This window comes from Paenibacillus sp. JGP012, assembly GCF_014203995.1.
Classification (GTDB): Bacteria; Bacillota; Bacilli; order Paenibacillales; family Paenibacillaceae; genus Paenibacillus; species Paenibacillus silvae.
Genome location: NZ_JACHKG010000035.1, coordinates 16,326 through 32,286 on the forward strand (window position 1 = coordinate 16,326; position 15,961 = coordinate 32,286).

16 protein-coding genes are annotated in these 15,961 nt (G+C 45.0%); 8 read left to right on the top strand and 8 right to left on the bottom strand.

The features are described from left to right. The first annotated feature begins 25 nt into the window (after positions 1-25). On the top strand, positions 26-1,507 hold the full coding sequence (locus HNR77_RS26110; protein ID WP_184190581.1) for a DHA2 family efflux MFS transporter permease subunit: 1,482 nt from the start codon (positions 26-28) through the stop codon (positions 1,505-1,507). Positions 1,508-1,625: 118 nt separating this feature from the next. Here HNR77_RS26110 and HNR77_RS26115 read toward each other — a convergent pair whose 3' ends face one another. Continuing rightward, positions 1,626-2,606 carry an alpha/beta hydrolase gene (locus HNR77_RS26115; protein ID WP_184190541.1) on the bottom strand — a complete coding sequence of 327 codons (981 nt, stop codon included), beginning with the start codon at positions 2,604-2,606 and terminating at the stop codon, positions 1,626-1,628. A 231-nt stretch (positions 2,607-2,837) separates the two neighbouring features. On the opposite strand from HNR77_RS26115, the gene HNR77_RS26120 reads away from it, so the two are divergent. Then, positions 2,838-3,815, top strand: coding sequence for an MBL fold metallo-hydrolase (locus tag HNR77_RS26120; protein ID WP_184190543.1), 978 nt, complete (start codon positions 2,838-2,840; stop codon positions 3,813-3,815). A gap of 46 nt (positions 3,816-3,861) precedes the next feature. Here the strand turns inward: HNR77_RS26120 and HNR77_RS26125 are convergent, their stop codons facing one another. Further along, complete coding sequence (locus tag HNR77_RS26125) at positions 3,862-4,452, bottom strand: LysE family transporter (protein ID WP_184190545.1); 591 nt, start codon at positions 4,450-4,452, stop codon at positions 3,862-3,864. 139 nt (positions 4,453-4,591) lie between these two features. Here HNR77_RS26125 and HNR77_RS26130 point away from each other — a divergent pair, with 139 nt between their 5' ends. Continuing rightward, positions 4,592-5,149: a helix-turn-helix domain-containing protein gene (locus HNR77_RS26130; RefSeq protein WP_184190547.1), complete on the top strand. Its 558-nt coding sequence runs from the start codon at positions 4,592-4,594 to the stop codon at positions 5,147-5,149. Positions 5,150-5,238: 89 nt separating this feature from the next. Here HNR77_RS26130 and HNR77_RS26135 read toward each other — a convergent pair whose 3' ends face one another. The 3 genes from HNR77_RS26135 to HNR77_RS26145 all read right to left on the bottom strand — a co-directional run bounded on the left by HNR77_RS26135 (position 5,239) and on the right by HNR77_RS26145 (position 7,611). After that, complete coding sequence (locus HNR77_RS26135; protein ID WP_260410920.1) at positions 5,239-6,579, bottom strand: TrkH family potassium uptake protein; 1,341 nt, start codon at positions 6,577-6,579, stop codon at positions 5,239-5,241. A 43-nt stretch (positions 6,580-6,622) separates the two neighbouring features. Further along, on the bottom strand, positions 6,623-7,285 hold the full coding sequence (locus HNR77_RS26140) for a potassium channel family protein (protein ID WP_184190551.1): 663 nt from the start codon (positions 7,283-7,285) through the stop codon (positions 6,623-6,625). A 197-nt stretch (positions 7,286-7,482) separates the two neighbouring features. Next, entirely contained in the window at positions 7,483-7,611 is a 129-nt protein-coding gene (locus HNR77_RS26145; RefSeq protein WP_090924048.1) for a DUF4023 family protein, read from the bottom strand. 193 nt (positions 7,612-7,804) lie between these two features. On the opposite strand from HNR77_RS26145, the gene HNR77_RS26150 reads away from it, so the two are divergent. Continuing rightward, entirely contained in the window at positions 7,805-8,557 is a 753-nt protein-coding gene (locus tag HNR77_RS26150; RefSeq protein ID WP_184190583.1) for a TrmB family transcriptional regulator, read from the top strand. Between the two features lie 122 nt (positions 8,558-8,679). Further along, positions 8,680-9,843 (top strand): MFS transporter, encoded by a 1,164-nt coding sequence (locus HNR77_RS26155; protein ID WP_184190553.1) that lies wholly within the window; start codon positions 8,680-8,682, stop codon positions 9,841-9,843. A gap of 127 nt (positions 9,844-9,970) precedes the next feature. Here the strand turns inward: HNR77_RS26155 and HNR77_RS26160 are convergent, their stop codons facing one another. Further along, a complete protein-coding gene (locus HNR77_RS26160; RefSeq protein WP_184190554.1) occupies positions 9,971-11,404 on the bottom strand; it encodes a glycoside hydrolase family 1 protein in 1,434 nt (477 codons plus the stop codon). Positions 11,405-11,570: 166 nt separating this feature from the next. Between HNR77_RS26160 and HNR77_RS26165 the strand changes: the two genes are divergently transcribed. Continuing rightward, the gene (locus HNR77_RS26165) at positions 11,571-12,545 is read left to right on the top strand and encodes a LacI family DNA-binding transcriptional regulator (protein WP_184190556.1); all 975 of its coding nucleotides are present in this window, start codon (positions 11,571-11,573) and stop codon (positions 12,543-12,545) included. A 221-nt stretch (positions 12,546-12,766) separates the two neighbouring features. Further along, positions 12,767-13,060, top strand: coding sequence for a DUF3817 domain-containing protein (locus tag HNR77_RS26170; protein WP_111273416.1), 294 nt, complete (start codon positions 12,767-12,769; stop codon positions 13,058-13,060). Positions 13,061-13,191: 131 nt separating this feature from the next. Here the strand turns inward: HNR77_RS26170 and HNR77_RS26175 are convergent, their stop codons facing one another. Together HNR77_RS26175 and HNR77_RS26180 are read right to left on the bottom strand one after the other, a co-directional pair. Continuing rightward, the gene (locus HNR77_RS26175) at positions 13,192-13,332 is read right to left on the bottom strand and encodes a hypothetical protein (protein WP_184190558.1); all 141 of its coding nucleotides are present in this window, start codon (positions 13,330-13,332) and stop codon (positions 13,192-13,194) included. Positions 13,333-13,436: 104 nt separating this feature from the next. Beyond that, positions 13,437-14,273 carry an AraC family transcriptional regulator gene (locus HNR77_RS26180; protein WP_184190560.1) on the bottom strand — a complete coding sequence of 279 codons (837 nt, stop codon included), beginning with the start codon at positions 14,271-14,273 and terminating at the stop codon, positions 13,437-13,439. A gap of 119 nt (positions 14,274-14,392) precedes the next feature. Between HNR77_RS26180 and HNR77_RS26185 the strand changes: the two genes are divergently transcribed. Next, positions 14,393-15,850: an alpha-L-fucosidase gene (locus HNR77_RS26185; RefSeq protein WP_184190562.1), complete on the top strand. Its 1,458-nt coding sequence runs from the start codon at positions 14,393-14,395 to the stop codon at positions 15,848-15,850. The last annotated feature ends 111 nt before the right edge of the window (positions 15,851-15,961 follow it).

Sequence of the window (15,961 nt, forward strand, 5' to 3'; positions counted from 1 at the left end):
GGAGGATGGAATCGTGGAAGCTTCCATGAAAGCTGGAACAGGAGAGAAACAACAAGAAACACAGCAGTATAAGGTGTTCCCGATTTTGTTCGCCATGCTGCTGAGCGGGTTCATAGGTTTATTCGGTGAGACCGCTCTGAATGTCGCTTTGACACCACTGATGGGTCTGCTTGAAGTTGGCCCAACGACTATTCAATGGTTAACTACAGGATACCTGCTTGTGCTTGGTATTCTGGTGCCCGTTTCGGGTTTGCTGCTGCAATGGTTTACGACCAGACAGCTGTTTACAACCTCGCTTGTGTTCTCCATTGCAGGAACATTCGTTGCGGCACTTGCACCTAACTTTGAAGTGCTGTTAATAGCCCGTGTGTTACAAGCAGTGGGAACAGCGCTATTGCTGCCACTGATGTTTAACACCATATTAGTGATTTTCCCGATTGAGAAACGTGGCGCGGCTATGGGGTTGATCGGCCTTGTCATTATGTTTGCGCCAGCAAGCGGCCCGAGTATATCAGGTTTGATTCTGGCTAATCTGAGCTGGCACTGGATTTTCTGGATTTCTTTGCCGTTTTTCCTGATCTCTCTGGTGTGCGGATTGTTGTTCTTGCCGAACATTTCCAAGCTCACCAAGCCCAAGATTGATGTGTTATCCATCGTTTTGTCTACTCTCGGCTTTGGTGGGATCGTCTATGGTTTCAGCAGTGCTGGAGGACATGGAGAAGCGGGCGGGGGATGGACCAGTCCTGTCGTTATTGCCACGCTGGTCATTGGTATTGTCGCATTGCTTTTGTTCAGCATCCGTCAATTGAGTATGAAAGAGCCAGTGATGGATCTGAGAGCCTTCAAATATCCGATGTTTACAATTGGGCTGCTGCTGGTGTTTATCTGTATGATGATGATTCTGTCGTCCATGCTGGTTTTGCCAATGTATTTGCAGCAGGGAATGGCGGTTACACCACTTACTGCAGGACTGGTTTTACTTCCAGGCAGCTTGTTGAATGGATTTTTGTCTCCAGTCATGGGGCGTTTGTTTGACAAGTTTGGCCCGAGATGGCTGGTTATTATCGGAATGTCTGTTGTGGCCATTGTATTGTATCTCTACACAACCATTGAGCCTACAACTCCGCTGATCAACATTATTATGATGCATGTCTTTATGATGGTTGGTATTTCAATGGTGATGATGCCTGCACAAACAAACGGTCTGAACCAGCTGCCGCGCCAGTACTATCCGCATGGTACAGCAATTATGAATACGTTGCAGCAGGTTTCCGGTGCGATTGGTACAGCTGTTGCCGTAAGTATTCTGAGTGCAGGACAAGCACGTTACCTGAAGGGCGTGGATAATCCGCAGAGCCCGGAAAATATGCTGGCAGGTTTCACGTCAGGTGTACAGAACGCATTTGTCTTTGCACTGATTCTGGCCCTGATTGGTTTACTCATTGCATTATTTGTAAAAAGAGTAAAGGTAGGCTCGGCTGAGAAACAACAAAGCTCGATGCACTAAATTGAATAATTGAAAAAGAGCGATGTTCCCTGGTTTGCAAGGGAACATCGCTCTTTTTTCTTACTGTCTGGAACTATACTTTCAGATGATGCTGTCATTCCATGTACCGCCGAAACCGTTATTTCTTAACGATCTCCAAAATTTCATCTGCCACAATGTCGGGGTGATACTGATGAATATAGTGCTCTGTATCTTTGACAAGGACTTGTTTAAATTGGGTGGACCAGGACTTGAATTCCGTCTGTGTTTTTACCCAATCTGGTTCTGCCTTGCCAAAATAATCTGCGGTCAGAATCGTAAGAGGGAAAGGCAGTGGTTTTTTATTAGCGATAACAGCTTGAGCATTCGCATTCGCTTCACGTAACTCATCGATTGTATTCGCATTGCCATAGTTCAGCAGCAGAGCCGTTTTATCAGCCTTTTTCAGATCAGCGGGTATAAGTTTTAGCTCATTACGGTTGGCGTTTGATGCATCAACCACTTGTTGACTTTGCATGCTCAATCGGAACAGGCCCGTTTTGATTCTGAATTGATTCCCGAAACCGCCAACGGTGTCTGCCGGGTTATCCAGATCATTTTCATAGTATTCAGGACTTCCGCCGTCAATCATAACGATGCCTTTGACCAGATCGGGATACTTCTGTGCGAATCGAATCGTCTCTAATGAGCCAAGGGAGTGAGCGACAAGCACATAAGGTGGCTTCTGCCCGGAAACCTGCAGCAATTCATGTAATTCATCAGCTACCGTATCCACATCACGCGTTTTATCCGTCTTGTCACTATAGCCATATCCGAAGCGGTCGTATACAGCAAACTTTGCATTCGGGGCAAGCTTTTCATATAAGGGGTAATAGTCTACATAAGGATTCGCTGTTCCCCAGCCTGAGGCAAGAACAATGGTTACATCGCCTTCTCCACCTGTATAAAGGTGCATCTTATTGCCATGTATTTCATACAGCTTGCCAGGGGGTGTAAATGATTTTTCATCTTTCGATGTACCGACCTGCTGATAGATCAAACCGGAACCTAACAGAATAATAATCAGGGATAGATCAACGATCAGAAATTTTACTAGTCTTTTGCGCCATTTTTTGCTCATGGATGCTCTCACGCTCTCTCTTGGTTTTTCTATATCATATAAGCCCAGTCTTATACGAGTGAAAACAGAGTCTTAATTCTATCTTAACTGCTCAAATAACGTCTGCTTTGTACAAAATTGAATATCGCCACGCGATGAATTAATATGAAAATATAATAAAAATTTTTACGGCCAGCCGTGAAATACAAAGATCAGAAGGACTGCATATGATAAAGATCGGAAGGGCTGCATATGACAAAATATGAGAATCAGATTCCAACAACCGCCGGTATGGACATGAAGTCATTAACCAGTATATTGCGGGACTCTTTGCGTAAAAATGTGGAGCGGAGGCCGTCTGGCAGCATACCCGTAGAGCGGTATTTGCAAGCTTCGGCGTCGGAATTCTCCAAGCTTTCACAGGTGACATGGTTTGGCCACTCCGCTTTTTTACTTGAGATTGCGGGACATCGCTTGCTCTTTGATCCCATGCTGGGTGAGCGCCCATCACCTGTATCCTGGGTGGGAACGAGACGCTTCAGTCGCGAGCTGCCGATGCAGCCCGAAGACTTCCCTATACTGGATGCCATCGTGATCTCCCATGATCATTATGATCATCTTGATGCTGCTTCGATTCGCAGTTTGAAAAATAAAACCAAACGTTTCATCGTTCCACTTGGTGTGCGCAAAAGGTTGATCAAGTGGGGCGTACCCGCGGATCAGATTACAGAGCATCAATGGGGAGATGAATTTACCTTCAAGGGTTTAACATTTGCCTGTATGCCGGCTCGTCATTTTTCGGGCAGAGGTTTATTGGACCGGAATTCAACGTTGTGGTGCTCATGGGTTATTATTGGAGAGGGAACAAAAGTATTTTTCAGCGGTGACAGCGGATATGGACCTCATTTCAAAGAAATCGGAAGCAAGTACGGGCCGTTTGATGTGACATTGATGGAATGTGGCCAATATGACAAGCGCTGGTCGAATATTCATATGATGCCTGAGGAAACGGTACAAGCCCATCTGGATGTAGGCGGTCAGTTGTTGATTCCGATACATTGGGGAGCATTTACGCTTGCTTATCATGCCTGGAATGAACCGGCAGAGCGAGTAACCCGGGCGGCACGGACCGCTCAGGTCCGCATAGCTACTCCCAAAATTGGCGAGACGGTGGTAATCAATGAGCAAGTGGTGACAACCGGGCCTTGGTGGAGACAGACAAAGGATTAATATGGTTAAAGCGTTCAACTCACGTAGAGGAGTGAACGCTTTTGCTTTATCTTATCAAAGAAATCGCGGTACAGATTAACAGCAGACTCATGCAGATGTGAAAAGCACGTTCGTATTTTAACAGAAATGGCTGAAGCAAATGTCCACCCAAAGCCCAGCTTAGATTCGCACTGATGCCGATCAGTGTGAGCAGGATTGAGTACAGCAGGAACTGCTGCTGTGCCTGCGTATGGGGCAGGACGAATACCGACAAAGCTGTAAGCCCGTATAGGATGACTTTGGGATTAATCAACTGGAGGGTGAATCCGGACCAAAAGGAAAAATGCTGTTTTTGCTCGCCCATACTCTCACGCTCAGCGGACGTATTTTTCTTCAGGATCATGATGGCCAGATAGAGCATGTAAATAAATCCGAATACATTCAAGAGCGGCGTGATCATCGGAATATATTGATAAAGAGCAAGGTTGAAATAACTGCACAGTATCATGATGAGAAAGCATCCGCCAGCAACACCGCTAATAAAAGGAAACGTGCTTCTGAATCCCTGGTTTCCTGCATGTGTCATGGAAATGATGTTGTTGGGTCCCGGTGTAAACGAAGCTACAATGGCGTACGTTATTAAAGCCAAGATATCCATGTGTCCTCCTTCGATAAATAGAAAAAGTATGTTATAGTGTACAAAAAGTACGTTATAATGTTCGTGCACTATAATTGTACAATATGTACTATGTAAAGCACAAGTGGTGTGTTAATGAGTAAATAGGGGGTGTCTGTTGATGGAAAATATTAATTTGATTTTGGCTCGGAACTTCAAGTTAATCAGGGAACAAAGAAAACTTAGTCTGGACAAGGTAGCGGAATTGTCAGGTATAAGCAAAACAATGCTTGGTCAGATTGAGCGTGGGGAATCCAATCCGTCCATCGCAACCGTATGGAAAATTGCGAACGGGTTGAAGATATCATTCACGACCTTAATTGATGAACCGAAGTCCGATACAACGGTTCTCATGAGGGAGGATATCAAAGTCCTGCAAGAGGATGAGGGACGCATTCGGATTTATCCACATTTTTCATTTGAGGAGGAAAGACGTTCTGAAATGTACATGATGGAGATGGATGAGAAGGCATCGTTGAGTGCGGAGCCACATGTCGAAGGAGCTGAGGAATTCATCACGGTATATAAAGGGGAAATAACGATCAAAGTAGGGGAAGCTGAATATAAGTTGCGGCAAGGGGATTCGATCCGTTTCAAGGCAGATCAGCCGCATGCTTACTTCAACCCTGGCGCAGATTCGAGTAAACTAAGCATGGTCATTCATTATCCCCGATCCTAAGCCTCAGGTAAAAGATGAGAATGTAAACGCCAGCACAGATCTGCACAGGAGCAGTCCATGCTGGCGTCAGCACAGCCTTGTTTGAAGTTTTAGCCAATAAGCACATGGTCTTCTGCATAACCGATTTTGGACTTGTGTTTTTTCTGTGCTAACGCAAAAGCTAGCGTTAACGGTCCTAATCGTCCGGCAAACATTGTGAAGATAACGATCAGTTTGCCTGGAACACTCAGTTCACTAGTCAGACCCATCGAGAGTCCGGTTGTACTGAAAGCAGAAGTTGCTTCAAAGAGAACATCCAGAAAATGATTTTCTAAAATTCCTTCAGTTATCGAGAGTAGAATGGAAATGCCCAATACAAATGCCAATGAACTCATGACAACGGCAAGGGCCCGCATAACGGTTTCGCCTGCTATTTTACGTTCAAAAGCATGAACTTGTCCACCGCCACGAAAGGTTTGGATTGTTGCCAAGACAAGAACCACGAAGGTATTGATCTTGATTCCTCCGCCTGTTCCGCCAGACGAAGCCCCAATAAACATGAGAATAATGATAAAAAACTGTGATGTTGCCAGCATACTTCCAATATGAATGGTATTAAATCCGGAGCTCCGTGGGGCGGTGCCTTGAAACAAAGCGGCCCAGATGCGTTCTCCCCATGACAGATTGGAAAAGGTGGAGGGATTCCAATTTTCAAGGGAAAATATAACGATGAAACCAATCAAATACAACGAAAAACTTCCCACTAAAACTATTTTGGAATGCAAAGATAGCTTTCGCCATGAGCGTTTACGGAAAATGTCCACAACTACCATGTAACCCAGCCCTCCTATAATAAAAAGGGTAATAATCGTTATATTCACGATCGGGTCACCAACGAAGGGAGACAGGCTGTCCGACCATAAGGAAAAACCCGCATTATTGAAGGCAGATACCGAGTGAAACAGAGCATAATACAACGATTGGCTCAGTCCCAGCTCACCTTGCCATCGTAAAGTCAAAATTATCGTAGAAAGAGCTTCAAAAGCAAAAGCGATCAACACGATATACAGTGACAGTTTGACCAATCCTTGAGCAGAGGAAGTGTTGGCAGCCTGCTGAATGAGAAGTCGCTGCTTTAATCCGATACGTTTACCGAGTATGATGGCAACCATCACACCCAAGGTCATAAAGCCCAAGCCGCCCACTTGAATTAATATCATTATAATCACTTGACCAAACGTAGAAAATACACTTCCCGTATCAAGTACAACCAATCCATTAACACAAATTGCCGAGGTTGCAGTGAACAGCGCATCAAGTAATCCAATAGATGTACCGCTCTTTGAGGAGATTGGAAGTGCTAATAATATGGCGCCAATCCAGATCAGAGTGAAAAAAATGATCATAATGAGCTGAGGGGGATTGGTCTTGTTTTTTAGTGTACTCACCATAGTTTCAATTTTGGACAAGAGTGCAGGTACAACGTTTTTTTTGTTAGTTTCGTTCATAATCACTCTCCAGATCCCGGATGTTTTCATTACTGCCAATTAGCAAGAGCGTGTCCCCGGTATGTACCTTATCTTCTGCAAGTGGAGATATGTTCATTTTATTTCCCGCTTTTATTGCAATGACGGTACAACCATAATTAGCTCGAATATTGAGTTCAAGTAATGTTTTCTGATTCATCCTTGCTGGTGCTTTGAACTCAACCAAATTGTAATCAGGGGATAGTTCAATCGAATCAATCATATTATCTGAGCTCAGTTGGTTACCTAGCCTGGTTGCCATATCGCGTTCGGGATATACAATCTGGTCAGCACCAATTTTGGCTAACACACTGCCATGATTATCGTTTTTTGCTTTTGCCGTAACTTTGGGTACATGAAGCTCCTTGAGCAGGAGTGTAGCTAGAATGCTGGCTTGAAGATCTTCACCGATGGCCACGATGGCATGTGAAAAATTGCTGGCTCCAAGTTCTTGAAGGACAGATTTGTCCGTACAGTCAGCCTGAACGACATGAGTTGCTACCGTAGACATTTCTTGAACGAGAGTTTCGTTTTTGTCTACTGCGAGTACCTCATGTCCGTTATTAATCAATGTTCGTGTTAAACTTGCGCCGAAACGTCCCAAACCAAGCACCATAAACTGTTTTGTCATCGTATTCCCTCATTTAAATGTAGAATAAAGAATGTATTTCTCGTGAATTTCACCAGGTAAATATTACGTTTTATGGGCGATAGGGTTTCATTTATAAGTCATCCTGCCAATTTTACAAAACCATTATACCCTGAAGGAAAGGCAAAAACGATGCGCTTTTATGAGAAGGCACCGTTTTTATGTCAGTTGTCTTTTGTTTATTTGTTCGTGGAATGCTGCTTGTTCGGGAGCTTGTCACCCGGTGTTCCCTTGCCGTTGTTTTTGTTGTGGCGAGCTTTCTCGGCATTTTCATTAACCTTTTTCACAAATTCCTGTGTACTTTCCATCTGTTGTATGCTCCTTTCCAAAAAAGCGAGTAGGGGAATCAGTTCTAATATAACCATGAGAACGCCATTTTATTAGAGTGCACTGGCAAACTGGACAGCCAACGCAGAGGAAATTAAACTAGATAAGTTGAACTACTCATTTACACGTGAACGAAGAGGACAGAAAAAACAGAAGGGACGTCTTGAACTGCATATGCTGCAAAAATTCGGTTTTACCCAATATGAAAGTCAGGTCTATGAGGCTATTATGGCGCAGGATGAGCCGCTTGATGCAACAACGATTGTAGCAGCCTCCAATGTGCCCAAGGCCAAAATCTATGAAGTGCTTAATCGGTTAATTGATAAGGGCATTGTGCTGACAACGATGGATGGAAAGAAGAAATTGTATATGGCGGTTGACCTGCAGACGGTCATTCATAAAATCAAGATGGATTTTGAGAACGATATTGAAGCCCTGAAACAATATAAAATCAAGCGAACGTTCACTGATGAACATATCTGGACATTAAAAGACGAGTCCTCCATCGCTTCAAACATCGAGCAGCTGATTGAAGAGGCCGATTCGTCGATTCTTTTTCTGGCATGGAACGAGAGGATGGAGAGATACCGCAAGCTGCTGGAGCAGAAGGAGAGACAGGGAGTGTATGTAGAAGTGCTTGCTGTGGGCGGCCTGGAAAGCTCTCTCACTCGCAAATATTCACTGATCCCGTTGCTCGATGCCCCTGAGCCCTCACAACTGCTGATTGTGGATCACACGTATCTGCTGTTTGCCGGTGTAGAACATGAATCGTGGAAAGCAATCAAAACGATGTCCAAGCCGATTGTCAAAGCAATGACTGATTATTTCTATCATGATGTGGCCTTGACACAGATTACAAAAAAATACGGGGAACAGCTGCTGCAGGATGAAGAAATTGAACGCCTGCTCACCAGACTAATCTATTAGCAAACTATTCTCTTGCAGAATAGTTTTTTCTTTGTATTTTGAAAAGATTGAAATTATACATTGATCTTTCTTTCTTCATAGGTTACTATCGTAGTTGTAACTTATTAGGGGGATTCGAAGCAATGAATAAAAAGGTATATGTTTTGGCAATTGCGGCCTTTGTTGTCGGCACGGTTGAACTGATTCTGGGCGGCATTATGGACCTGATCGCAACGGATCTGCATTTGTCCTTGGCGAAGGCAGGATATTTAATTTCAATCTTTTCACTGGTCTATGCGTTGTCCGCTCCTATTCTGCTCAATGTGACGGCACGTTTCGAACGTAAAAAAGTATATATGTACACGCTGCTTGTGTTTCTGATCAGTAACCTGATCTCCGCTTTTAGCGTGAACTTTTACATGTTGATGGCTGGACGAATGCTGGGAGCTGCAGCAGGCTCACTGATTTTTGTGCTGTCTTTAACGTTAGCCTCCCGCATCGTGGAGCCCGAGTATAAAGGGCGTGCGGTTGGCACAATTACAATGGGGGGAAGTGCATCACTGATTCTTGGTGTGCCGATTGGCATCTTTGTAGGCAATGCACTCGGCTGGCGTGAGGTGTTTATGCTGATTGCCATTCTGACTGTATTTGTGATGGCAGCCATTGGTATGGCGATGAATCGTGTACAGCCTGCTCCTGCGGTGAGCCTTCAAAATCAGCTCAAGGCGTTATGGAATCCGAAAATGCTGGCTATTCATATCACTACATTGCTTGTACTAGCGGGTCATTTGACATTATATGCGTACTTCACACCGTTTCTTCAGGCGACCATAGGTGCCAGTCCAACGGCGATTACCTTGATCTACATGATGTTTGGACTTGCCGCTGTTGCAGGAGGCGGAATGGGTGGCATGTTATCGGATCGTCTGCATCCGGCCAAAGCGATTGTGATGGTGCTCATTCCATTCATGATCAGTATGGCTGTAATTCCGTTTAGCACCGGGCTGCCTTTGATTGCTTTTCTGCTGCTGTTAAGTATATGGGGAGCGCTGAGCTGGACGGTAACTCCTGTGCAGAACAGTCTGATCATCAAGACGTCACCGGAAACCTCGGAAATTCTGATTAGCACCAACTCAGGTATTGCTCATGCGGGGATTGCGCTGGGAACCTATATCGGCGGGCTTGTCATTGATCACTCCTCCATTATGAATACGGGCTGGGTTGGCTCAATCCTTGTGTGTGTTGGACTTGGTTCTGCCCTTGTTGCAGTCAATATGAAAGAAAAACATATTCATGCTGTGGCCTGATTGATTTAACGTAGAAAAAAAGACCCTCCAACGGAAGACGTTGTCAAGGTTGCTGTGACAATGAGCTATCACAGCTTTTCCTGACTCTTCGCTTCCGTAAGAAGGTCTCTAACTTTAGCCTTGAAGCTTATCGCTTCAGGCTTTTTCCATTGCTGGCGATAATCTCTTTATACCAGTGGAAGGATTTTTTGCGGTAACGCTCCAATGTGCCTGAGCCATCATCATGACGGTCAACATAGATAAAGCCGTACCGCTTTTTCAATTGAGCGGAGGAGGCACTTACGACATCAATACAGCCCCATGATGTGTAACCCATAATGTCTACACCGTCTTCAAGTGCTTCACCAACCTGAACCAGATGGTCGTTCAGATATTGAATGCGATAGTCGTCTTCTACGGTTTTTTCGCCGTCAGCACCTGTAATCAATTCGTCTACAGCGCCAAGACCATTTTCTACGATAAATAGCGGCTTCTGGTAACGGTCATAGAACATGTTCAGGACATAACGAAGTCCTTGCGGGTCAATCTGCCAGCCCCACTCACTAGCGGGCAAATACGGGTTAGGTATACCACCGATCAGATTGCCTTCACCAGCGATCTGTTTCGCAGGATCGGCGGTCTGACACGTGCTCATATAATAGCTGAAGGAGATGAAATCCACTGTATTGAGCAGTGTTTCCTGATCGCCTTCCTCCATATGAATCTCAATGCCGTTCTCACGGAAGTAACGTTTCATATATCCAGGGTAACGGCCGCGCACATGCATATCACCAAAGAAATAGTTGCTGTGCTCATACTCCATAACCTTGATCACATCGTCAGGGTTCGGGGTCAATGGGTAGGTTGGCATACTTAAAATCATACATCCGATCTTGGCATTCGGGATAATCTCATGACACAGCTTAACGGCTGATGCACTTGCCACCAGTTCGTGGTGGATGGCTTGATACAGGTCCTGCTTGCTCAGCTTCTCCTTAGGGGTATAAATCCCGCCGCTCATGAACGGAAATTCAAGGATGGAGTTGATCTCGTTAAACGTAAGCCAGTATTTCACTTTGTTTTTGTAACGATTAAAAACGGTGGTCGCATAGCGCTCATAGAACCCGATCATCTTCCGGTTCACCCAGCCGTCGTATTCTTTAGCAAGATGCAGAGGTGTCTCATAGTGAGATAATGTAACAAGAGGTTCAATGCCGTATTTAAGGCATTCATCAAACAGATTATCGTAAAATTGCAAGCCTTCCTCATTCGGCTCTAACTCGTCACCTTTCGGGAAAATACGGGACCAGGCGATGGATGTGCGGAATACTTTGAAGCCCATCTCCGCGAACAGCTTCACATCTTCCTTGTAACGATGATATAGATCAATGCCGACAAGCTTCATGTTATCTGCTGTAGGTTCTTCCGTGATTGGGCCCATAACACCTTTGGGGGCTACGTCCTGTGTCGACAGACCTTTACCTCCTTGATTGTAAGCACCTTCTGCCTGGTTGGCAGCAATAGCGCCGCCCCAAAGAAAGTTTTCGGGAAATGAATAGGTTTGAACGGATAATTTGCTCATGTATATCGCTCCATTTCATAATGATCATTGTTGGACGCAAAAAAGTGTATTCGTCCTGTTAGAAAAAGCTTAAACGTTGTAACGGGTTACACGTCAAGTTTTACTTTTGCAGCGCAGTTCAGGCATACTAGTTATAGGAGTATGTAGGTAGAAAAGGAGCATCGGCATGTCCAAATTTGATGAAATTATGAAGCGTTCCGGCTATTCCAGGGCGACGGTATCCCGTGTAATCAACCGTTCACCTCATGTTAGCGATGAAGCGAGACGTATCATTACCGAAATTATGAATGAACTGGATTATATTCCGAATCGCAATGCAGTTTCGCTGTCTACCGGACAGACCAAGCAGATTGGCATCGTTACAGCGATGATTGACGAGCTTAGTTTAACCTTTATTAACCAGTTTATGGATACGGCGATGGACTACGGTTTTCAAACCATTGTGTACATGTCCCGCAGTGATAAACAGACCGAGATGCAAGCCTTTGAGGATTTGCGGAGTAAACGGGTGGATGGTCTGCTTATCGTAACCTGTGTTAATGATCCGCGTGAATTGAAGGGTTATATGCACTATGGACCGATTATATCGTGGCAGCGGATGGCGAATGACGATATTCCCTCGGTTGCGATGGATCAGGCGCAAGGGTACAGGCTGGCGCTGGAGCACCTGGTATCCAGGGGTTACACTCGCATTGCCAATGTGTTTGGTCGAATTGGCAGTCTGAATACACATAGTCGCCGTGAAGCTTATGAAGCGTTTATGAACAGCCAGGGTTTACCCGTTTGGAGGGAAGCTTATCAGTATTCCGTGTTTACTTCTTCTGACGGTGAAGCTGCCTTGGGTCACATGATGGAGCAGGGAGAGATGCCGCAGGCCGTGCTGTGCTCCAATGATTACGCAGCTATAGGCATTCTGAGCGAGGCGCGCAGACAGCATATTCGGGTTCCGGAGCAGCTTGCTATTGTCGGTTTTGATGATACGGAATTGTCACGTGTACTGGAATTAACAACGATTCATAATCCGATTGCAGAGCAAGCAAAACAGGCTTTCTACCATCTATGGAGAGTGCTGGGCAAGGAGAAGCTCGAGCTGATGCCGACAGCGCTGGATTATCGATTGATTGAACGCAAAACGACATAAGAGCGAGGACCGAAAGCAAAGCGGTTTCGCGCAAGTTTAATCCGTCAGTTCAATAATTATTCAAATTTGAAGTAAAACGAAATCAAGGTCATGCCTTATACTTAGAAAGAGCTTACATACGTTGTGTGCGTTGAAATACAGCGTTGTAAAGCGTCATGTTATAAGTTACATATTTCACAAACAATCACAAACAAGGCTGCGGAAAGGTGAGAACAAAACGAATGAACACAATTACAGGCCGGTTCAGAATTGCGGGAATATGGGAGGGAGTATCACTGCTGCTGCTCGTATGTATAGCCATGCCACTGAAATATTTTGCTGATATCTCTTCAGCTGTAGCCGTTCTCGGTATGATTCACGGTATTTTATTTCCACTCTATCTTATTGCACTTGCACATCTCGGACTGGTCAAACGTTGGAAGGCATCGCGCTGGATCATGGGGGTAGCGGCTGGGCTGCTTCCTTTTGGAACATTCATTTTTGAGTCCTATCTTCGTAAGAGAGATTGGCAATAGTTATGTTCGTTTTGAACAACCTCCTGAACGGATCACAGGAGGTTGTTTTGCGTGCATTTTTGAATGAGAGCAGTAACGATTGTCTAAGTTATGTATGTCTCAAGATGGTTATCGGTTTCGCATGGCAGTAATCATCTGGGTTTAACGGTTCCGGTCTCTCGATCAGAGAGCACACGATATCCGTTGTCTGATGATGCAGCCGAAGCCAAGGCGGCGGAGAATGAAGAGACAACAAACATGGCAGCGAGGAGCAGCAGCATTTTTTTACGCATACCATAACCTCCTTTCTTGAAAAGTGAGTACATATCCAGTTTAATCCATAATTGAAATGAATGGGAATATTTTTGTGTAATAAATTCATTTTATTTCATTCATTTCATGTAGGGGTGTTAACAGTCATTTGCTTGCGATATTCGGTCGGATTCAGCCCGGTATGTTTCTTGAACTGTCTCGAAAAGTAATAAGAATCGCTGAATCCGAGATTATCAGCTATATGAGTCATGGTCAGCGAGGTGCAGCGAAGCATCTCTTTGGCTTTATCTATTTTTTTGCTGGTAATGTAATGTATAGGCGGCATGCCGACCTGCTGTTTGAAAAAACGAATGAAATAGTTCGGATGCATATGCAGCATCTGAGCCAAATCCTGAACCGACATGTTATCTTCGATATTGGTGTCGATATAGGTGAGCACGGTCGAAAGCTTTTCTACTACGGGCACGTTCAAGTATGTGATCTGCTCCAGATCGAGGCTCATGATGTAATAGGAGAGCAGCTCCGTCAGTTTGCTTTTGGCCATCATATGAGCATAAACCTCGTCTGAATTCGCATACGCCAGCACGCTTTTGAACGTGTCCTCGAACTGTGCAGGCTGATTCACCTCTACAAAATGCGGGAACCTGAGAATCTGAAACAGATTAATGCCTCCAACCTTGGCCGAAAAATGACACCAGTATTTGAGGAAAGGCTCATCACTGATCGAGGAATAAGACTGCTTTACCCCCTCTGGCATCAGAAAGAGCTGCCCGGGCTTGGGGTAGTACTCCTGATCGCCGATCTTGAGCCAGCCTTTACCCTCGCAAATCCAGTATAACTTGCTATAGTCTGGCGTATAGTCGAGATCTTTCCAGTCCGGTCCACAGCGGTTGTAGTTCACCATAAACAGTTCAACCTGAAGGTTGGATAAGTAATTGGCAAGCAGCGTTTGATGATGCATGAGCACCTCTCCCTGAAGGTTATTATCGTCCATCTAATGGTTAATGTTCTGCATTCGCATCACCATCCCGTCACACTACAATACAGATGTAGCCAATAAGGGAAGGATGAGAACAGCACATGAATAAAAACGAATATATACAGCATATTGAGGCCAACATTGCCAGCGGTAAATTCAAGGATAACTGGACCTCACTTCGTCAATTTGGCGTTCCTGATTGGTATCAAAAGGCGAAATTCGGCATTTTCATCCATTGGGGTGTGTATTCCGTGCCGGCTTATGATAGTGAGTGGTATTCACGCAATATGTATATACAAGGGTCCAAAGCCTATGAACACCATCTTGCAACGTATGGAAAGCATCGCGATTTTGGTTATAAGGACTTTATTCCAATGTTTCAGGCAGAAAAGTTTGATGCCGATGAATGGGCGACCCTGTTCAAACAAGCAGGTGCAAGATACGTTATGCCTGTCGCAGAGCACCATGACGGTTTCCAGATGTACAAGAGCTCTATCTCTCACTATAACACATATGAAATGGGACCCAAACGGGATGTGCTTGGAGAGATGAAAGCGGCGTATGAGAAGCAGGGATTGACCTTCTGTGTATCCTCACACCGGGCGGAGCACTGGTTCTTTATGTCCCACGGGAAAGAAATTGAGTCTGACATTCAGGAGCCGATGCAGCGTGGCGATTTCTACTGGCCAGCGATGCCGGAGCCGGATCATCAAGACTTGTACGGCTCGCCCCCTTCGCAAGAGTATCTGGAGGACTGGCTCATTCGATGCTGCGAGCTGGTGGATGAGTATCAGCCGAGTATTTTTTACTTTGACTGGTGGATTCAAAATGCTGCCTTCAAGCCATATCTCAAAAAATTTGCGGCGTATTATTATAACAAAGGCGAGGAATGGGGAATTCCCGTTGCTATCAATTACAAGCATGAGGCATTCATGTTTGGCACAGCCGTTCCCGATGTGGAGCGAGGGCAGTTCGCGGAACTCAAGCCTTATTTTTGGCAAACCGATACGGCCGTTGCGCGAAATTCCTGGTGTTATACCGAAAATAATCACTATAAAACAGCTGAAGAGATTATACGGGATCTCGTGGATATCGTAAGTAAAAATGGAAGTCTGCTGTTGAATATTGGTCCGAAAGCAGATGGAACGATACCTGAAAAGGATCAGGATATTTTGCTAAGCATCGGTAAATGGCTGGATATCAACGGCGAAGCAATCTACGATACATCGTTCTGGCGTACCTATGGCGAAGGACCGACAGAGGTGAAGGAAGGGCAGTTTACGGATGGAGATACGAAGGCTTTTACGAGTGAGGATATTCGTTTTACGGTAAAAGACCATTATCTGTATGCAACGGTTATGGTTTACCCGGATAATGGCATTGTGCATATTAAAGCGCTGAAGGAAGGCTCCGCTCATTTTCACGGGATCATTCGACAGGTTCAAATTGTTGGGTATGAGGAGCAGCCGCATTGGGAGAGAAATGAAGAAGCACTGACCATTACTGCAGCGGGTGTGAAGTCCAGTGCTCCGGTTGTGTTCAAAATTGAGCTGGATTAAGGGCAAGAGTGAATATTGGAGTATTGAGTATGATGGGGATCGGCGGATGCGCCGGTTCTTTTTTTCGTTTCACAGGTCCGAAGATAATAGATATTCAGACATAGCTTAAAA